The sequence below is a fragment of the Vibrio sp. 2-2(8) genome, assembly GCF_963888495.1.
GTDB lineage: Bacteria > Pseudomonadota > Gammaproteobacteria > Enterobacterales > Vibrionaceae > Vibrio > Vibrio anguillarum.
Genome location: NZ_CAWPJM010000022.1, coordinates 77,571 through 97,569 on the forward strand (window position 1 = coordinate 77,571; position 19,999 = coordinate 97,569).

Here is a 19,999-nt window from a genome sequence, read left to right on the forward strand (position 1 = left end):
AAAATTTCCGCCTATTTCCTTGGTTTGGTTTGAATATAAGGAAATATGACATAGCAATAAGCTCCGTATTAGCCAAAAGGCAAAAACGGAAATTGGTTCATCGTCTTCGATGAAAGATTACTAAATCAGAGAATCAAGGTTCGGTGATAGAACTGTCTTCAAGCACAGGGCATAGAGGAAGTACAAAGCTGATTAACGTCAGTGTGTTAAGTGATGATGAGTTCAATGTTGGGTTTCCCATTCACATGCAGCTCCCGCTGCAAGAGTATCCCGTCTATCAACAAAAGGACTTGCTGATACCTACCCTACGTAATGTCACAATCAGCCTGAATGGTCATTACGCGTGTCCCCCAGAAGCTACTGTCCGAGATTGGTGCGAAAAATATCAAAAAATAATTACGCTGGCAATAATTTTCAATAAATCGATAAAAACTTAAATTTTCTATTGATTAAGAATATTGATAAATCAAATGGTTAGTTTATAAAATGAATCAGCCCTCGTATTACGGAGGGCTGATTATATTCTTATGCGTTTTTTGGCAAAGATAAACGAAGCAATATATAGCCTACAATCGCGGCAGTGGTTGAGCCCATTAATATACCGAGCCGTGCAAACGTATCAAATTCAGCATTGGTCGGTCCAAAAGCCAATGACGAGATAAAAATCGACATTGTAAAGCCAATACCACATAGCACTGACACGGCAAAAATATGCTTGAAATTGATCCCTTCAGGCAATTTAGCGACACCGAGTTTCACCGCAGCCCAACTGAAGGTAAAAATACCCAATGGCTTACCAATAAATAGACCAAGAGCCACGCCCAAAGGCAACATTGACGTGAGGCTAGATACGGAGATCCCTTCCAGTGAAATCCCGGCATTGGCAAATGCGAACAATGGCAGAATACCAAAAGCGACATACGGGTGTAGCGCATGCTCAAGATGCTTTAGCGGAGAATATTCGCCTTTATCACCTTTCAGCGGAATAGCAAAACCAATCACTACACCAGCCAAGGTTGCATGAACACCAGATTTAAGTACGGCAAACCATAAAATCGCACCGACAATTAAGTAAAGGCTGATTTTGGTAACATGCTTGTTGTTTAGTATAAAAAGCACACCAGTCATTAAGAAACCGACGGTTAACGCAATGGTAGAAAGATCACCGCTATAAAATAGCGCAATAATGACCACAACCCCTAAGTCATCAATAATCGCAAGCGCCAGCAAGAACACTTTTAAGCTGATCGGAACACGTTTACCCAATAGCGCCATAATACCTAGCGCAAACGCAATATCAGTGGCCGCTGGGATCGCCCAACCTTGAATCGCTTGTGCATCACCAGCCGTAAACAGCACGTAAATTAATGCTGGAGCAAGCATGCCGCCGACGGCAGCAATGGCTGGGAAAATAGCCGTTTCTTTGGATTTAAGAGCACCTTCCAACAATTCACGCTTGACTTCTAAACCAATCAACAAAAAGAATACGGCCATTAAGCCATCATTGATCCAATGCGACACTGACATTCCAAACACGTAGGAATGTAAAAAAGATTGGTAAACATCATTTAGCGGTGAGTTAGCAATCATCATTGCAATTGCAGCAGCAATAACCAGCAAAATACCACCTGCTGATTCCATCTTGAAAAAGTCGCGAATCACATCACTCATGATATCGTCCTTATAGTTATGCATGTTAATAAACCATTAACAAATGAATATGACAGAGTTTATACAGTAGCTGATAGAAGTAAAAATCGCTTGTTCAGATATTAAGAATCGGAATTTCCGAGTCAAGCATAACAATACAACGTATATTCCTTGGTTTTCACTATTTTCCCATTGTTGATTAGTTTTCATGCATAACAATTTTACAACAAAATAAAAAAGGTTCACAAAAACACAAAGGCCAAGAACAACTTGACCTTTAGATTCCGCAAATATTTGAACTTAGTTGCTCGTTAGTTGCATGAAACCCGTCACCTTATGACTACCATCGGTGATAATGGGGCCTTCCCAATAAGGGATCAGAAAGGGTGACCACAGATCGCGATTCACCGCTTTCGTCACCAGATGAATATTATATTTAGGGATGTTTACCACCCATTGTAACGGGATGTCACGCTCATTCTCCGACGCGGCAGAAACGACAGGAACTAAATCAATTTCATCAGCAGATAGTGCGATCGTGGTGCCCGAATCTTTCACAATTGCCCCAAACAAATAGGGCTCTTGCTGAAAATAACGATAGCGATTAACCAATAAGGTTGTTTTGCTATCGAGTTTAACGAACAACTTATCCCATCCCTGTTTAGCGTTAGGCAGTAGATTATTACCCCACTCCTTGCTCAGCCATGCATTACCTGTGACTTGAATAGGTTGAGAGTTAACACCTAAGTTGAGCACACCTTTGACCTGCAAAAACGGTGCTTGGAGACTATATGAGGCTAAAGAGAGTGAATCATGCTTTTTTTGGTATCCCTGCTGACCAGGTAATACAAATGGCCCGGAAAGGTTATTTTTTAATGAGAGTGAAAACGTGTCCGTCGTTACGTCTAATACTCCAGGAAATGGAGTCGTCCCCGGTGCGCGCCAGTTCCAATTATCAATCCACATTTTAAACGGCTTTAATTCTAAGCCGGCTTGACCAATTCCGCCCCGCGCAATCCGCTGTTCACGCCAGACTTCATTCTTTGAAGAGATCACCACATAAGCAAGATAAAGCTGAGGACTAAGCCATCCATTGGCATCTCGAGCTTCATTAGCGAGACGAAAATAACTCCACTGGATCCCATATTGCTGCCCATGTTCATCACTGACATTCGCAAAGTAATGCCACCACTCATGTTCAAAACCTTGATGAAAATTGAAATCTTGAGGAAGTCGTACCGGGCGATTAGGAAGCACGAACTCGAACGGGTGCTCCTTCGATATTGATGATGTATCCATTTGCTTAGAAGCTGTTTCAGAAACGGCATATTCTGAAATCGTTTGCTGTGTCTGCCAATACTGGTGCCACGAATAGAGGCCGAACAATACAGCAATCAACAAAGAGCACAAAAGTACGAGGTATCGTTTCATCATTTATAACGCGTCTCTAAATGAGCTAATCGGTGGCCTTCTGACCAAACGAATAACCGGGATTGCACCTGCGCACATCAAGGTCACCATCGCCCATGCTGCCGTTTTCAAATACTCCCCGGGGATCAACTGCAGTTGGATTGTCCAACCAAAGGATTGTTTAATCACGATGTCCACCACAAGACGAGCAAGTGCAAGCCCTAACGGCATCGCAATCACGAGCGCTATCGCCCCAAAAACACACAACTGCAAGCTGCCAATCACCACCAGCTCTTTACCAGAAACACCCAAACAACGCAGTAGCGAAACGTGTCGCTGGCGAGAAACCTCTCCGGCTAACGTAGCAAAGAAAATACCACACACGGCAATCAACAAAGTAATACGCCCGAGCGTATCGGCGATGGCAAAGGTTCGGTCAAACACCCGCATCGCTTGAGTATGGATGTGATTGTTATCAAAAATCCGCTCAGGGCCCAACCTAAATACCGATTCTAGTCGCTTCTTTAATCCTTGGTCATTCACACCTTCGTGCAAAACCACTCCTAGCGCCACATTTCCCGTACTGGCAAACGCAAATAACCAATTTTGGTGTGACAATAAGACCTGGTGGTAAGGGTTACCATAATCGTAATACACCCCCACGACTTGCCACTTTTGGCCCAAAGGCTCAGAAAGGTCAATAAAATCACCAGGCTTAATGCCTAATTTAAGCGCCATGGATTCACTGATCATCAAACTCTTTGAATGGTGTAAATCATACCAATAGTTAGGAACAGCGAGTTTAACCGTCAACGAGTCTAACTCACCATCGGAGATACCTGTGCTGACCACTTGCAATGCACCTTTGTCAGTGGCGAAATCTTTTTCCCAACGCCACCAAACATCATTGACCTCAGGCTGCGCTTTCAACCAACTGCTCATTCTTGATGCCGAACTGTTGGTAGGATAGACATAAATATCGGCCGCTAAACGTTGGTTTAACCATTTTTCAGTAGTGTCTCTAAAGCTACCAACCATGGTTTCAATGCCAATATTCGCCGCCATAGCAATCATAAATGCCATAGTTGCGACACCGCGATAGCTCATACTAGCGGCTGCATCGGCAAAGAACCAACGCGCTTTTACCCAAGCGAGTGAGTAGGAAAAACTGTTGAACAGCGTCCAAATAAGATAAGGCGTAAACAGCGCAACACTGAGTAACATCAACGCAATAATTGCAAAACCAGAAAGTTGCGTTTGTGGAACTTGATACACGGCAATCGCCGCGACAGTCAATGCGCAAGCAACAAGGGCTTGCAGGCGAAATTCTGTGCCAGCAAATCGAAGCAAAGAGAGACGAGCCGAAAGACGAATAGGCTGCGATTTTAGCAACCGGACGAGGGGCCAAGCGCACGCCGCGAATGCACCAATCAACGCCATGGCTAAACTGTAACTACTCCACTGCCAATTCCAGCTAATCGATAAACCGACATTAGCATCATACAAGTCACCCAAACTGGCTGAAACCGCTGGAATAAGTTGATTGGCCAATAATAACCCCAATCCGTTACCGCATATCCAGCTAAGCAGGACCATGCCAAACAACTCAATCACCAATGCTTGGGTAAGCTGCCAGCCAGAAACGCCCGCTTGCCGTAATAACCCGACTAAAGGTTGGCGCTGGATTAAAGATAAAGACATGGCTTGGTAGAATATGAATAGCCCGACCAAAAATGCCAGCATACCCATTGCATTGAGATTGAGATGAAAAGCACGCGTGAGTGATTCCAGCTCAGTGCGAGAACTACGGACTAGCGTCAAACCATTAGGTAAATTATCTTTTAGTCTTTTCAGTTTCTCTGGCGGCATATCACCACAAGCAATAACAGATAAGCCCGAACTTTTCTTGAGCATACGCACCAAGGATAGATCCGCAATAACGCGTGTGCCGTTGATGAGATCTTGTTGATCGATCTGAATAGGACCTAACTTTGATTCATCATCAAGCACGATAAAATCACCCGTTTGCCAACCTTGGAGACGAGCGAGATCAACACTCACCAAAATAGGATACGGCGGATTCATCAATGATAATGTCGAAAATTCCGATAGAGGAAGGCCGCTATTGGTTGGCAACATAGCGACGGGATCAAGCCCAATCAGCGAAATATCCGTGCCATTTTTTGTCGTCAAACGATGGTTTTCAAAAGGAGCGCACTGAGAAAATCCATCACGGCGCAACTGAATATAGAAACCTTGGGGGATTTTATTGGCAATATGCTTGGAACGAATACGATAAGGTAATGGATTAGAAAACAGCTTTTCGCCATGTTCATAACTTTGACGAGCATGCTGGTTGATGGCCGTCACTCCCACCAACAATGAAACGCCAAGCGTTAAACCCAGCCATACTAGGATGATTTGTAAAGGATAACGCCGATAATGACCAAGTAGCGCCTTAACTACGGGCCATAACATGCAACAACCCTCCTTGTAAACGTACGCGACCATCCATATGCTGCGCGACTTTTTCACTGTGCGTCACCAATAATAACGTGCAATCCAGCTGGCGAGTTAAGGTCGTCAATAAACGCATCACCGCCTCGGCATTACGCTCATCAAGACTACCGGTTGGTTCATCTGCTAATAAAATCTTAGGCTCCATGTACAAGGAGCGCGCGATCGCAGCACGCTGCTGCTGCCCACCAGAAACCTCTTCAGGGTATCGGCCTAGCAACGGCATTAAATCAAGCGAAGAAAGAATTTGACGCAGTAAACCTTGGTCTTCCGGCATTCCTTTCAACTGACGACAAAAGCGAATATTATCCGCGAGATTAAGGGTGGGAAGAAGATTAAACTGCTGAAATATATGACCAATGTTATTTCGGCGATAAGCGGTACGCTTATTTTCTGACGTGTCATGCATGGCAAAACTTGGAAACCAAATTTCGCCAGAATCGACAATATCCAATCCGGCAATAAGGTTGAGTAATGTACTCTTACCCGAACCACTTTCACCCATCAATGCGATTTGGTCGCCTCGGTTTAATGTTAACTCTGCCCCCTGTAGCACGGGATGAAATTCATCGCCATCTAGATAGCCTTTACACAGGTTGGTCAGCTGTAACATCAAATCGCTCGCAATCGACTAAAATTGGATTGTGAATCTACACTAATTCTCCTGCAGTAGAAAGCATTTTGGATACCGGATCACATTATGTGCATCAAATTGCACCACCTAACTGCGTTGTGTCTAATTTTCAATCAAATTTCGCATCCACTTCTTGCTTTTCATTCGATAAAGAGAACCGCCCCATTTAATCAACTCTTCAACGAGAAACAATAAATAGATTGCTTCAGGCTTAGCCCCAAGCACAATCGCACAAAATGCGGCTAACGGAATACCGATCAGCCACTGCGCGACTAAATCTTGATAAAGACAAAACTTTACGTCACCGCCAGCTCGCAACACGCCAACAATCACCGTCATTGGAATGGAACGTAAAATGATGCCAAGGCTCAGTATCACGATAAACTCTTCAGATAAAGCACGGGTTTCATCCGTCAAGGCGGTGAAAGAGTTCAGGATAGGGATCTGCACCACATACAAGGCGGCAGCGACGATCACGCCTACAAGAAGGCTGATGATAGTTAAACCCAAGGCTTGATAATAAACAGCATCGTACTGCTTAGCGCCAAGTTGGTTACCGACTAAAACCGCAGCCGCATTCGACATCCCAATCAGTAAACTCAATGAAATCGATTCTACTGGCGTCATCACCGATAACGCCGCTAAGCCTTGCACACCACTTTGCCCCATGATGGCATGGTAGACAAATAAACCGCCTGCCCATGCAAGGAAATTAAAGGTGGTTGGCAACGAAAGCTTCAAAAAACGAGAAATGGTAGGCCATTCAATGATGGCTCGGATATCGTCAATTCCAAACGCTAACAGATGTTTCTTGGCATAGAGGTAACCGTATAAACACGCAACTTCAATAAAACCACTGAGCACGGTAGCAATCGCTGCACCTTCGATTCCCATTGCGGGAAAACCCAATTTGCCGAAAATCAGCACCCAGTTTAAAAACACGTTTGAAACAATACCAATACCGCTAAAAAACGTGCTGAGCCCCGGTTTATGCATCGCTCGCAGCCCTACAGCCATACTACTGACGCAAGCTACAGCAAACATACTGAGTGAGGTAATAATCAAATATTGGCTACCTAGCGCATTAACGGTCTCGGAATCCGTGGTTAGTGCCATGATTTGACTTGGAAACAGTAAAAATAGTGCCACCGTCATTACAGCAAATAGGTTAGCGACTAACCACGTAAGTGCCGTACTTTCTCGCACGCCCTGTTTGTTTCCTGCGCCCCAATACTGAGCTGTTAAAAGTGCGCCTCCGGTTGTCACGCCCACTAGCATGATGGTGGTGACAAAAGTTGCTCTAGCGGCAACGCCTACCGCAGCAATTTCTGCCTCACCTAATTGCCCTAGCATCAAAACATCCACTAGACCACGGCTAGAAAACATAATACTTTGCAAGGTGATCGGCAGAGCGATAGCCATTAAGCGACGGAAAAAATCGCCTCTTGTATGTAACACGATTTGCGAAAAAACAGACAACCGATCACCTCAAATTCAACACATTGATAGCACAGGAAAAATGAAGTCGCTATTATACGTCTGTGAGCATAATCTAACCATCTTATTTGAAGGGACCGTCATGAAAAAAGTGTTAGTACTCGGCGCATCAGGCTATGTCGGCTCACAACTGTTACCTTTGCTATTAGCGCAAGGTTTTCAAGTAACGGCCGCAGCTAGGCACATTGACTACTTAACCTCACGTGCCATATCTCATCCCAACCTTACCTTGCGTTATTTAGACCTTACCGATAAAGAGGCGACACTTGCGCTTATCCCACAATTTGAACTGGTTTATTTTTTAGTGCACGGTATGGCGCAAGGACATGATTTCGTCGACTATGAATTGTCGTTGGCGGAAAACGTTAAACAAGCCCTTGAGGTTAGCCAGGTCAAACACCTGATCTACTTAAGTGCGATTCAGCCACAAACCGGAAACTCAGAGCACCTCAAAGCACGGAAAATGACCGGCGATCTACTTAGGAAAAGTCCTGTACCAGTGACCGAGTTAAGAGCCGGTGTCATTCTTGGACCGGGATCAGCCGCATTTGAAATCATGCGTGATTTTGTTTACAACTTACCGATGCTCATCACTCCCAAATGGGTTGATTCCAAAGCAAATCCGATAGCGCTGGAAAACCTCAATCATTATCTACTTGAATTAGCTAATGAGCAGCCCGTTGCACACCAATTGTTTGAAGTCGGTGGGCCTGACACCCTCTCCTACCGCGAACAATTTGCCATTATTTGTCAGGCAACGCAGAAACCTTTTCGGTTATGGTCTACCCCACTATTAACCCCCAAAATGGCTTCTTACTGGCTAGGTCTTGTCACCTCCGTCCCTTCTAATATTGGCAGAGCACTACTTGCCGGTTTAGATCATGATTACATTGCCGACTCACAAGCCATTGAAGCACGCTATCCTCAAAGACTGATTTTATATCGTGACGTTGTCACCAAAATAATCGAGCATGAAGGAGAATTTACACGCTCGCAAGTGTGGGGATTTGATCCAAGTGCTCTACAGCGTTGGCAACCCGGTTTTGGCTACTATCCTAAACAAGCAGGAGCAACGATTCAGACCAGCGCTTCTGCTGAGGCTTTATGGAATGTTATCCGAACCATAGGAAGCCGCCAAGAAGGCTATTTTTTTGCCAATGCACTATGGCGTACACGCGAATGGCTCGATCTTTTATTCGGTGGTGGCAAACCTGTGCGCCGCTCCCCTTGTGGCCCGGAACTGCAAGTTGGCGATTTTATTGATTCGTGGAAAGTGATCCGCTGCCAACCTCAACAGTTTTTGTCTCTTCTTTTTGGGATGAAAGGCCCAGGGTTAGGGCGATTGGAATTTACCATTAAAGATCTAGGCGAAACGCGAGAACTCAATGTGACGGCATGGTGGCACCCCAAAGGATTCTTAGGGTTACTTTACTGGTTCGCGATGATGCCTGCCCACCTTTTTATTTTTAATGGCATGGTCAAAGCCATCGTCAAAAAGGCACAAAAAAAGAGCTAGCGAAATCGCTAGCTCTGCAACTTATTGGGTTTCAATTTCATACTAATCAATAGGAAAGCCTAATGGAATTTCAGCCAATTGCACGCCATGGTTGCTTGGGTATATCAAATACTCACCATGATATTTCACATTCGACTTATAATCGGTACGTTTGTGCACCATAAAGCCAGCACTGCTGGCCTTTTCGACGAAATCAGCATGATGGCCCCGCACAAACCAGTTCATCGGCTTCACGAGCAGTTCACCATCAAAGCATGATTCACACTGATTTGCGCACAAAGCCAATGAGTTTTGCCCATCGGTAAAAAGCTGTAATTTGCCTTCATTCACCAATGGATCACATGTTGTCACTTCCCAGTGAGCCGCTTCCATGAATTCCAAAAACGCGTCAATTTTCTTATCGGTAATGATGTTATCCGCGTCTTGCACAAAAAACTTACCGTAAAATGCTGAGATGCGTTTGAAGATAAACAGTAATTCAGATTGGTTGCCTTTCGAACGTCCAGCTTTCTGCCAACGATTTAAATCATCCACCACACAGCGATGAAATCGTTGTGCTTTCAATGCCTTACTCACCCAATGCACCAAAAAGTGATTATTAGCTAAAGGCGCATTCACCAGCTTATTCGCTTGGTGTTCTGCTGTTAACTCTTGCAGCGCTGTATTCACTACACGTTGAATTTCGAGGTAATACTCTGACATTACGCCTTTCTTCCTAATGTCCAATAAAAAAGAGATGAAAGTACCGAGCACGCCGTCATGACCACAATCATCGGCCACTCAACATCACTAGGCATCATCGCGACAATCGCTGCAACCACTGAACCTGTGCCAAAACGCAACGTTCCAGCCAGTGAAGAAGCGGTACCCGCCATTTTCGGATAACCACTTAACAATAATCCCATTGAATTACTGCCTATCGTTGACAATGTACCAATAAAAAGCACCACAAAAGGCACAATACCCCATAAACCAAGGTTGAGTAACCACGCGATAAATAGCCCGATACCTGCGCACAACTGAATCAACAAACCAAAGCGTAGCATGGCGTGGGAACCGACTCGTTTCACCATTCGACCATTCAAGCTGGTCATGATAATCATCGCGACGATATTGAGGCCAAACAGGTAACCAAATTGATCAGGATCGACTCCATAAATATCAATATAGACAAAAGAGCCTGCGGTCAAAAAGGCAAACATACCAGCGAACGAGAAAGCACCAGAAAAAACAAGCCCCATCGCGACTGGGTTACGGCTTAACTGCACATAGTTGCGAATGGTATTTCGAAAGCGCAGCGGTTGACGATTTTCTGCACGGAGTGTTTCTGGAATTTTCCAAACCACGAGAGCAATCACCACCGCGGCAAAAATAGCCAACACCCAAAATATCGAACGCCAACCAAACCAAATGGCCAAGTGTCCGCCAATCATCGGCGCAGCTAACGGGGCAACGGTCATCACTAAGGTGACAAAAGACATGGCGCGGGCAAAATCTTCGCGATCAAACATATCACGCACCACCGCTTGGATAACCACAGCCGCCGCTGCTCCAGCAAAACCTTGCGCAGCGCGAACATACGTTAACGCTTCAATAGCCTGCGTAGTCGCACTCACAGTGGCAGCAATACCAAACAGTAATACGCCGATCAGCAGCACTGGGCGACGGCCATAACTGTCGGCTAGAGGACCATGCAATAGTTGGCCTATCGCAAAACCAGCGGTATAAGCGGTCAGCGTCATTTGTACCGCTCCAGCACTCACACCGAGATCTTTAGCAATCGCTGGCATGGCTGGCAGATACATATCAATCGCCAGCGGCGTTAATGCGCCAATCGCGCCTAATACTAAGAAGAGTAAAAAACTAATGTGCGGCGTATTATTCGCTGTAACAGGTTGAGATGAAGTCATAGTTCTCCAGATAAATAAGGAATGAAGTTGCAGTAAAGCTAGGCCGTTCAAGCCCCAATAGAAGCCACTTCTTGGTCAGTCAAATAACGGTATTCACCGGGCTCTAGTGCCTCATCTAGCACAATATGACCAATGCGCTCACGGTGAAGGCCAACCACTTTATTGCCTAAAGCAGCAAACATGCGTTTAACTTGATGGTATTTGCCTTCATGAATGGCCAGTAAACATTCATTCTCACCGACGACTTCCAATTGCGCAGGCAAGGTTGGCTCACGCTCATTACGCAGTTCAATACCCGTTAAGAATTGTTCGACATAATTCGCTTCAATAGGGTCTGCAAGCCAGACACGGTAGGTTTTGTCGCATTTGTGTTTTGGCGAGGTAATGCGATGAGACCATTGACCGTCATCGGTGATCAGAACCAAACCTGTGGTATCGACATCCAAACGTCCTGCAAAATGCAAGTCTTGAACATTCACTTCATCGAGCAAAATAAATGCCGTATGATTGAAGCCGTCTTCATGTGAGCAAACGTAACCAGCGGGTTTGTGTAACATGATATAGCGCGGACCATGCAAGATTAACTCACGGCCTTGCCACTCCACCTCACACTCCTGCGTCACCTGCAATGAACCACTTTTCTGCGTCTTACCATTTACTGTGACATCACCACTTTTGATGATCTTGGTGGCTTCTTTACGTGTCGCACCTAACGCATCACACAAAAATTTATCTAACCGCATGATTACCTCATCTAAATCAAGTCAGGTATTATACGCAGCTAAAATGAAATAGTTGATCTATTTCACTGTTTTTATCCAGCGTTCAACAAGAGAAAACGCGAGTTATGTACACACTTCGTCCTTATCAATCGGACTCGGTCAAAGCCGTGATCCACTATTTTCGTCATCACACTACGCCCGCCGTAATTGTACTACCGACGGGGGCAGGAAAAAGTTTGGTTATTGCTGAGCTGGCAAGGCTTGCCAAAGGACGAGTCTTAGTACTAGCGCACGTGAAAGAACTGGTAGAGCAAAACCATGCCAAATATGAGGGCTACGGTTTGCAAGGCGCGGTATTTGCGGCAGGTTTAGGACGAAAAGAGACCGATCAACAGGTCGTCTTTGCTTCGGTACAATCCGTGGTGCGCAATTTAGATGCCTTTAAAAATCAATTTTCATTACTGGTGATTGATGAATGCCACCGCGTACCGGATGAGAAAAGTAGTAGCTATCAAAAGGTGATCACCCATTTAAGCGAGCTCAACCCGGGGATTAAAGTGTTGGGGTTAACCGCTACGCCTTATCGTTTAGGCATGGGCTGGATTTATCAATACCATACTCGCGGCCAAGTGCGCAGTGAGGAGCCTCGCTTCTTCCGTGACTGTATTTTTGAGCTACCGATCCGTTATCTGCTCGATGAAGCTTTTTTAACGCCAGCGCGAATGGTTGATGCCCCCGTGCTCAGTTACGATTTTTCGCAGCTAAAACCCGCCAATACCGGGCGCTACAAAGAAGCCGAACTCGACATGGTGATTGAGCAATCGAAACGTGCCACACCACAGATTGTTCAACAAATCATCCAACTAGCACAGCAAAAACAGGGAGTAATGATCTTTGCGGCCACCGTTCGCCACGCCCAAGAAATTGTGCAATTACTGCCCAACAACGAAACTGCCATCGTCATTGGTGACACGCCGACCCCTGAACGCGACACCATCATCAAGCAGTTTAAACAGCGCCAAATCAAATTCTTAGTTAACGTGTCGGTATTAACCACAGGTTTTGATGCTCCGCATGTTGACCTGATTGCGATTTTACGCCCCACCGAGTCCATCAGTTTATATCAGCAAATTGTCGGACGTGGGCTACGCTTATCCGCAGGAAAAACCGAATGTTTGGTATTGGATTATGCGGGCAATAACTATGATCTTTATCAACCAGAAGTCGGTGAGCCAAAGCCCGATCCCAACAGTGAAATTATTACCATTCCCTGTCCGGCCTGCGGTTTTAATAACAACTTTTGGGGTAAACTCGATGCCGCTGGTTTTTTGCTTGAACACTATGGTCGACGTTGCCAAGGCTATTTTACAGACGAAGAAAGTGGCGAACGAGAACACTGTGGTTACCGTTTTAGAGCAAAATATTGCGGTGAGTGTGGGGCTGACAACGATATCGCCGCACGTATCTGCCATGAATGTGACGCAACACTGGTTGACCCTGATAAAAAGCTCAAAGAGGCACTCAACCTCAAAGATGCATTGGTTTTTGAATGTATCGAAATGGATTTGAATGTACATAAAGATGCAAGTGGAAAAGCGCAACTGCGCGTTACCTATCGTGGTGAGAACGATGCGCAAGTCCACGAATTTTGGCCACTAACCACCAAGAAACAGAAACAGGTGTTCCACGACCAATTTGTGCGACCGCACCTAGCCGATAAGCATCGCCCTTTTGATCAATCTTCACCAAGCAAAGTAGTGGCTCATCAACACCGTTTTCGTCCACCACAATTTGTCATTGCGCGAAAAGTGGGACGATTTTGGAAAATGCGCGATAAGATCTTTGAAGATGAGCTACAAAACCGATGATTCACTTTCTATTCATGTAAGGTCATTTATACTCTGTTTATCTTATTACAGGGGGCGCAACATGTTGTTCAAAAAGGGTAAAGCTTTCGCACGCTTACTGCTGCTCTCATCATTATCCTTACCCACTTTAGCTGCAAGCAGTGATGTACACGATTGGGTTCAAGACACTTATAAGCCAGGAACCAAGGTAGAGATTGATGAGGATCAAGACGAGGTCTACGCGGCAGTTCAAAAAGGTTTAATTCATCCATTGTCTGAGCTTTATGCCACGATAGATAAAGAACTCAATGGCCGAGTTATCAAAGTAGAGTTAGATGAAGATGATGGTGAATGGGTCTACGAATTAAAACTGATGCATGACAACCGAGTTATCCGCGTAGAATATAATGCAAGCACATTAGAACTAATGGCTATTCGTGGCAGGAACCTACGCGACATCATCAAAAAATAGAGAATAACCATGAAAATATTGGTAGTCGAAGACGATCCTCGTCTTGGGGAACAAATTGTAGAAGCGCTTGAACAGACCGGCTGGGTGCCTGAATTATCACAAGATGGCATTGATGCACTCTATCGCGCCACATCAGAAGAGTGGGATGTGATTGTGCTTGACCTCGGTTTACCCAAGCTCGATGGCCTTACCGTATTGAAAGGCATTCGAGATGAAAACATTAATACGCCCATTGTGATCCTCAGTGCAAGAGACGGTTTGACTCAACGAGTCGAGGGCTTAAATGCAGGAGCGGATGATTACCTCACCAAACCATTTGAGATGGTGGAATTAACCGCTCGTATCCGCGCACAACTGCGCCGAGCATCAGGTAACGCTTCCCCTGTGATGCAAATCGGTGACTTAAGCCTTGATACTCGAACCTCTAAAGTGATGTGGCAAGGCCAAGCCGTGAGCTTGACGGCACTGGAATACAAAGTGGTTGCCTACTTCATGCACAATGCCGACAAAGTCATTTCACGGACTGAACTGGTGGAACACATCTACAAACAAGATTTCGATAGAGACTCCAACACCATCGAAGTGTTTATTGGCCGCATCCGTAAAAAGATCAATAACAACATTATCAAAACCGTGAGAGGACTGGGATACCAGCTTAATGCAAAATAAAACCTCGGCCTTAAAGCGCCTCAGTTTAAAAAGTCGTTTACTGCTCGCGGCAACGTTTTGGTTAGGTACCATGATTTTAGCGGCGGGAATTGGCATTCCCACACTGATCAAAGACTACCTAGTCAATGATGTACAAAGTCAGCTACGTTTAGCGATGGATGAAATCACGGCGAACTTGGAAGCGACACCGCAAGGGAATCTAGTACTGTCGTCGCGCCTTTCCGACCCTCGTTTTAGCCAACCCTACAGCGGCCTTTATTGGACGGCCTCAAGCCATGATCAATCGCTTCGTTCTCGCTCATTGTGGGATAAGCGCCTTATCAGCGAAAAACATGGCTTGAAAAGCATCGTCAAAGGCGCAAGAGATGAAAAACTGATCGTCATTGAACAAATCATCTACTTACCAGACTTCCCTTCTCCTATCACCATTACCATCGGTCTTGATGAAGCGCCATTACAAGACACTTTAAACAGCGTAATTAGCCAATTGTGGATGATACTAGGTCTGCTCTTCAGTGGTGTATTGGTGCTGATTGGCTTGCAAGTCAGTTGGTCATTACGGCCGTTAGGGAAAATGCAAAAAGAGCTGGCCGCATTGCGCAAAGGTCAACAAGCCCGTCTCAGTGACGAGTACCCAAAAGAAGTCTTTCCGTTAGTCAATGATTTGAATGCACTGTTATTCCACTATCAAGAATTGCTTGAACGTGCACGTAATCATGCAGGCAATCTCTCTCACGCTTTAAAAACACCGATTTCTGTACTGCGCAATGAGATCGATCATCTTGATTTCGTACAACAGCAGAAACTCAGAACACCGATTGAACAGTTACAAAAACAGATTGACTACCATCTAGGGCGCGCGCGCATGGCTGGCTCAATGAATATTCTTGCGGTAAAAGCCAATCCAAGCGAACGGGTAGATGCTATTTCTATGGCATTTGACAAAATTTACGCACAGCGTGAAATCACGTTAGTTAATGAGTTGGATTCTGATCTAGAGGTTGCCGTTGACCCAACCGATCTCGACGAGATGCTCGGCAACCTACTGGAAAATAGCTACAAATGGGCAGCTTCTTTAGTTCGAGTTCACGCAAAAAATCGAGAAGAAGGCTGGGTAGAAATCCACATCGAAGACGATGGCCCAGGTATTGCTGAGCAAGATCTGGCCAAAGCGGTACAGCGTGGCGTGCGCTTAGACGAAACCACCTCTGGATCTGGGCTTGGGTTGAATATTGTCAGTGAAATGGCGCACAGTTATCGCGGTACGCTAACCCTATCGACTAGCACCATGGGGGGGTTAAAAGCGGTGCTAACTTTTCGTTCGGTTTAATGGACGAAATCGAACTCGATATTAAGCAATAAAGACTGTCACGGTCCTTCGTAACACTGCAATAAATCGATGCTGCAAGGGATTTTCTATTGCCCCATCTTAGATAGAGTGCTAGTATCCGCGCTCGTTTTGTTAGTAATCATTGATTCACTATCAAAGCTATACCACATCAGCAAGGTCGCATTGCAGATGTGAAGTTTATTTTTACTAATTTGAGTGTAAAAACTATGAAATTCGAAGCAGTAGTACGTACTGAACTAGGTAAAGGTGCGAGCCGCCGCCTACGTCACGCGGGCCAATTCCCAGCAGTTGTTTACGGTGGTGAAGCAGCGCCAGTTGCTATCGCACTGGATCATTCTGACGTGATCAACCAAATGGACAAACCAGAATTCTACGAAGCAATTACTCTAGTAATTGATGGCGCAGAAGTAAAAGTTAAGCCACAAGACGTTCAACGTCACGTGTTCAAGCCAAAAGTTGAGCACATGGACTTCATCCGCATCTAATTTCCTACCAAGGAATTAGTTGGATAAAATCCAACCTTTTGCATAAAGACTATCGGCCTTACCATCCGAGAAATCTAAAAATTCGAAACCCCGATAGCTACCAACTATCGGGGTTTCACCGTTTTATAAGACCGTGTTATAACGGAAAGTCATTCAAACAAGAACATGGCTATTATGATCATCACGATTTCCCTCCCCTCATTGATTCATCGGCTTGGTGGAGAAAATGCGAAAAAAGCAAAAATGCTGGCGAGAGAATATCAGTGCGACCTGAAACGAATACGACGTTCCAGAAATTGGCAAATCAGTGGTGAGATAACGCAACTTGAATCATTGGCAAATCGGCTCAGAGAACTTGATTCACTGGTCATGCAATTTTTAATAACGAGACTCAAAGACAAACTGGCAGAATATCAGGAACAGCTTGAACCCAAATCAGCCAAGTTGGTAAGGCTTGTTAAACAAAACCCATCAATCACTCTCGCCGAACTTATGCACATCACGCACTGCACAATCGCAGAAGCACGCACCGCTCGTTTCAACGCAGACAGTTTTTGATTTAAGCAGAACGTAAAGACGAGAAGTAAGACGGGTATCTTTGGCGAATATAACGCTGTTCTTCAACCATGTGCTTAAAAGCAGGACCATTGGATAGTTGAACCACGACTTCATCTTGTTGAAAGCGCAGTACTTGACCTGCAATTTTGACTGTATTATTGCTGCGTAGCTGCACCGTACCAGACATTGATAGACCACAATATAAGGTAGTCACTCTCGGCATTGAGATACGAATGCCTTGCTCTGATATTTCACAGACATGGAATAGCTGATCATCAATTTTTACGGTAGGTCTTGCCCGCTTTGGATACTTTAAGCGGTAATATTGCCGTTTCTGTACAAAATCTGCATTGTCCATGGCGTCTATGCATCCTTTATCAAGGTTAATTACTTCTGCGTCATCATGATGCTACGCAAGTGTTGAGAGTCTACCATTTATTATCGGCTTCTGAAGTAAAAACATAATAGAAAGATAGGCAACCGCTATGAATCACCAATTCATCTCATTTGTGAACTCAAATACAATTGGTCAATAATGTAGGAAATTTATCACTGATCACGATAAACGTGAGATAAATCACTCTAAATCCTATATAGTGCACGGCTAAAATTAAGAACTGTAGGCTGTCTGCTTAAGGAACCCGTTAAATGTCATTTTCATCTCAAGGTTTTGCACCTGAACTTGTTAAAGCGCTTACTGAATGCGGCTATGAAAAACTTACCCCCATTCAGCGACAAGCCATTCCCGAGGCTCGTAAAGGGCATGATATTTTTGCAACGGCGCAAACTGGCACAGGCAAAACCGCAGCATTCGCACTGCCCGTTATTCAACATCTGTTAGATAGCGGCAAGCAACCTTCGCCTAAAACAGCGCGAGGCTTAATTTTGGCACCCACGCGTGAATTAGTGGCGCAAATTGCCCAGAACATTAAAGACTACGTCAAGTACACCAAACTCAGTGTCGCTGCTGTTTACGGTGGAAATAAAATGTCTTCTCAAGTTCGTCAGCTTGAAATGGGTGTGGACATTTTGGTCGCGACCCCTGGCCGACTAGAAGAGCATTTAAGTGAAGGTAATGTTTCACTCGCCAACCTTGAGTTTTTGGTTTTCGACGAAGCAGATCGAATTTTAGATATGGGATTCATCAATCCCGTGCGTAAAATCATGCTGGAAGTGGAAACCTCACCACAAATCATGATGTTCTCGGCCACTACATCCACTCAGCTTAACCAACTGGCGGGCGATATTTTACGCAAACCCAAGCGTATTAATGCCGATCGTGCCAATACCACGGCCGCAACAGTGGCGCATGTGGTTTACCCTGTCGATCAAGAGCGTAAAACGGAACTGCTGTCTGAACTGATTGGCCGCAAAAATTGGCAACAAGTCTTAGTATTTGTGAACTATAAAGAGACGGCTAATGAAGTGGTTAAAGAGCTGAAACTGGATGGCATCAAGGCCGTGCTATGTCATGGCGATAAAGCACAAAGTGCACGTCGACGCGCTCTTGAAGAATTTAAAGAAGGCAAAGTGCGTGTCATGGTTGCGACCGATGTCGCTGCACGTGGTTTAGATATCGTCGACCTACCGCACGTGGTTAACTATGACATGCCATTTCTCGCCGAAGATTATGTACACCGCATAGGTCGTACTGGTCGTGCTGGCAAACAGGGACATGCTGTCTCATTTGTCAGCCGCGAAGAAGAGTTGACTGTTGTTCAGGTTGAAAACCTTATCCAGCAACGCATCCGCCGTGTTGAGCAGCCAGGTTATGAACCTAAACAGCGTGATGCCTACATTGAAAAACTTCACACAAAAGCGGCGTACAAAGATCGCCAAGGCCGTCGTAACAACCCAAATGACGAAAAACCGGATCAAGCCTCAGCAGAACGTCGTTTGAACATGATGAATCGACTAAAAAATCGTAAGAAGTAAGTCATAACAACGAAAGAGCTGCAGCAATGCGGCTTTTTTCATCTCTGTGTATCCTATCTATGCTTCATCATCCCAAACGGTCATCTTTATTGGTTTCAATCCGTAAGTAACACTGTCGTCAATTGCACAGCAAAGTGAAATAGTGAAGATTGTAATTAATGTGTATGCTAGAGCTCTTGTCTCTCAACACGGATTGATTAATGAGCAGTACTTTACTTCTGGCATTTATACCAACATTCTTTTTTGTTTCGATTACTCCAGGTATGTGCATGACATTGGCACTGAGTCTTGGGATGAGTATTGGTTATCGCCGAACTTTATGGATGATGATGGGAGAGATCGTCGGTGTGGCGTTCGTTTCCATCGCAGCCGTTTTGGGGATGGCTTCGATTATGCTCAATTACCCTTGGCTCTTTACCGGATTCAAAACCATCGGTGCCATCTATCTTGGCTATATAGGCATTCAGATGTGGCGCTCAAAAGGCAAGCTTGCCCTCAGTAGCGACTCACAGGTCACTCCCCATAACAAAGACTGGGATCTTGTCATGCAAGGTTTTGTGACCGCGATTGCCAACCCTAAAGGCTGGGCGTTTATGATCTCCCTACTTCCGCCTTTTATTAATAGTGAAGCACCACTTGCACCTCAACTATTACTGCTGGTGTCCATTATTATGGTCTCAGAATTTGTCTGTATGACACTTTACGCAACAGGTGGCAAGGGGTTAAAACGAGCTCTAGGGCATTCAAAAAATGTGCGTCTAATGAACCGTATTTCAGGCTCATTGATGATAGGTGTTGGATTCTGGTTATTGATGAGTTAGTCGTT

Annotated in this window: 18 protein-coding genes; 9 read left to right on the forward strand and 9 right to left on the reverse strand. The window is 45.0% G+C overall.

The window, feature by feature from the left end; all coding sequences use genetic code 11:
• Nucleotides 1-525: 525 nt before the first annotated feature.
• From nhaA to AACV12_RS06800, 5 genes are all read right to left on the reverse strand, one after another.
• The gene (gene nhaA, locus AACV12_RS06780; protein ID WP_026027720.1) at nucleotides 526-1,671 is read right to left on the reverse strand and encodes a Na+/H+ antiporter NhaA; all 1,146 of its coding nucleotides are present in this window, start codon (nucleotides 1,669-1,671) and stop codon (nucleotides 526-528) included.
• Nucleotides 1,672-1,950: 279 nt separating this feature from the next.
• The gene (locus AACV12_RS06785) at nucleotides 1,951-3,084 is read right to left on the reverse strand and encodes a lipocalin-like domain-containing protein (protein ID WP_170900075.1); all 1,134 of its coding nucleotides are present in this window, start codon (nucleotides 3,082-3,084) and stop codon (nucleotides 1,951-1,953) included.
• The gene (locus tag AACV12_RS06790; RefSeq protein ID WP_013857012.1) at nucleotides 3,085-5,538 is read right to left on the reverse strand and encodes an FtsX-like permease family protein; all 2,454 of its coding nucleotides are present in this window, start codon (nucleotides 5,536-5,538) and stop codon (nucleotides 3,085-3,087) included.
• Nucleotides 5,519-6,190: an ABC transporter ATP-binding protein gene (locus AACV12_RS06795; protein ID WP_013857013.1), complete on the reverse strand. Its 672-nt coding sequence runs from the start codon at nucleotides 6,188-6,190 to the stop codon at nucleotides 5,519-5,521. Before AACV12_RS06795 ends, AACV12_RS06790 begins: the two co-directional genes overlap by 20 nt.
• A 123-nt stretch (nucleotides 6,191-6,313) precedes the next feature.
• Complete coding sequence (locus tag AACV12_RS06800; RefSeq protein WP_017046178.1) at nucleotides 6,314-7,690, reverse strand: MATE family efflux transporter; 1,377 nt, start codon at nucleotides 7,688-7,690, stop codon at nucleotides 6,314-6,316.
• A gap of 40 nt (nucleotides 7,691-7,730) precedes the next feature.
• Between AACV12_RS06800 and AACV12_RS06805 the strand changes: the two genes are divergently transcribed.
• Nucleotides 7,731-9,224: a DUF2867 domain-containing protein gene (locus tag AACV12_RS06805; RefSeq protein ID WP_170900076.1), complete on the forward strand. Its 1,494-nt coding sequence runs from the start codon at nucleotides 7,731-7,733 to the stop codon at nucleotides 9,222-9,224.
• Nucleotides 9,225-9,266: 42 nt separating this feature from the next.
• Here the strand turns inward: AACV12_RS06805 and AACV12_RS06810 are convergent, their stop codons facing one another.
• The 3 genes from AACV12_RS06810 to rsuA are packed head-to-tail and all read right to left on the reverse strand — an operon-like array spanning nucleotide 9,267 to nucleotide 11,877.
• Nucleotides 9,267-9,926 carry a DUF2913 family protein gene (locus AACV12_RS06810; protein WP_170900077.1) on the reverse strand — a complete coding sequence of 220 codons (660 nt, stop codon included), beginning with the start codon at nucleotides 9,924-9,926 and terminating at the stop codon, nucleotides 9,267-9,269.
• Nucleotides 9,926-11,134 (reverse strand): Bcr/CflA family multidrug efflux MFS transporter, encoded by a 1,209-nt coding sequence (locus tag AACV12_RS06815; RefSeq protein WP_170900078.1) that lies wholly within the window; start codon nucleotides 11,132-11,134, stop codon nucleotides 9,926-9,928. The genes AACV12_RS06810 and AACV12_RS06815 overlap by 1 nt, the downstream gene beginning before the upstream one ends.
• A gap of 47 nt (nucleotides 11,135-11,181) precedes the next feature.
• Nucleotides 11,182-11,877, reverse strand: coding sequence for a 16S rRNA pseudouridine(516) synthase RsuA (gene rsuA / locus AACV12_RS06820; RefSeq protein WP_170900079.1), 696 nt, complete (start codon nucleotides 11,875-11,877; stop codon nucleotides 11,182-11,184).
• A 104-nt stretch (nucleotides 11,878-11,981) separates the two neighbouring features.
• On the opposite strand from rsuA, the gene AACV12_RS06825 reads away from it, so the two are divergent.
• The 6 genes from AACV12_RS06825 (at nucleotide 11,982) to AACV12_RS06850 (ending at nucleotide 17,238) form a co-directional block, all read left to right on the forward strand.
• The gene (locus tag AACV12_RS06825) at nucleotides 11,982-13,724 is read left to right on the forward strand and encodes a DEAD/DEAH box helicase (RefSeq protein ID WP_013857019.1); all 1,743 of its coding nucleotides are present in this window, start codon (nucleotides 11,982-11,984) and stop codon (nucleotides 13,722-13,724) included.
• A gap of 61 nt (nucleotides 13,725-13,785) precedes the next feature.
• Complete coding sequence (locus AACV12_RS06830) at nucleotides 13,786-14,175, forward strand: PepSY domain-containing protein (RefSeq protein ID WP_010318383.1); 390 nt, start codon at nucleotides 13,786-13,788, stop codon at nucleotides 14,173-14,175.
• A gap of 9 nt (nucleotides 14,176-14,184) precedes the next feature.
• Nucleotides 14,185-14,844 carry a response regulator transcription factor gene (locus AACV12_RS06835; protein ID WP_010318384.1) on the forward strand — a complete coding sequence of 220 codons (660 nt, stop codon included), beginning with the start codon at nucleotides 14,185-14,187 and terminating at the stop codon, nucleotides 14,842-14,844.
• Nucleotides 14,834-16,174 carry an ATP-binding protein gene (locus AACV12_RS06840; RefSeq protein WP_170900080.1) on the forward strand — a complete coding sequence of 447 codons (1,341 nt, stop codon included), beginning with the start codon at nucleotides 14,834-14,836 and terminating at the stop codon, nucleotides 16,172-16,174. The genes AACV12_RS06835 and AACV12_RS06840 overlap by 11 nt, the downstream gene beginning before the upstream one ends.
• Before the next feature lie 227 nt (nucleotides 16,175-16,401).
• Entirely contained in the window at nucleotides 16,402-16,680 is a 279-nt protein-coding gene (gene rplY / locus AACV12_RS06845) for a 50S ribosomal protein L25 (RefSeq protein WP_010318386.1), read from the forward strand.
• A 165-nt stretch (nucleotides 16,681-16,845) separates the two neighbouring features.
• Nucleotides 16,846-17,238 carry a ribosome recycling factor family protein gene (locus tag AACV12_RS06850; protein ID WP_094127027.1) on the forward strand — a complete coding sequence of 131 codons (393 nt, stop codon included), beginning with the start codon at nucleotides 16,846-16,848 and terminating at the stop codon, nucleotides 17,236-17,238.
• 1 nt (nucleotide 17,239) lies between these two features.
• Here AACV12_RS06850 and AACV12_RS06855 read toward each other — a convergent pair whose 3' ends face one another.
• A complete protein-coding gene (locus tag AACV12_RS06855) occupies nucleotides 17,240-17,596 on the reverse strand; it encodes a PilZ domain-containing protein (RefSeq protein WP_017046184.1) in 357 nt (118 codons plus the stop codon).
• A 290-nt stretch (nucleotides 17,597-17,886) separates the two neighbouring features.
• Between AACV12_RS06855 and AACV12_RS06860 the strand changes: the two genes are divergently transcribed.
• Together AACV12_RS06860 and AACV12_RS06865 are read left to right on the forward strand one after the other, a co-directional pair.
• Entirely contained in the window at nucleotides 17,887-19,173 is a 1,287-nt protein-coding gene (locus tag AACV12_RS06860) for a DEAD/DEAH box helicase (protein ID WP_026027722.1), read from the forward strand.
• 200 nt (nucleotides 19,174-19,373) lie between these two features.
• A complete protein-coding gene (locus tag AACV12_RS06865; RefSeq protein WP_013857026.1) occupies nucleotides 19,374-19,994 on the forward strand; it encodes a LysE family translocator in 621 nt (206 codons plus the stop codon).
• Nucleotides 19,995-19,999: the final 5 nt, after the last annotated feature.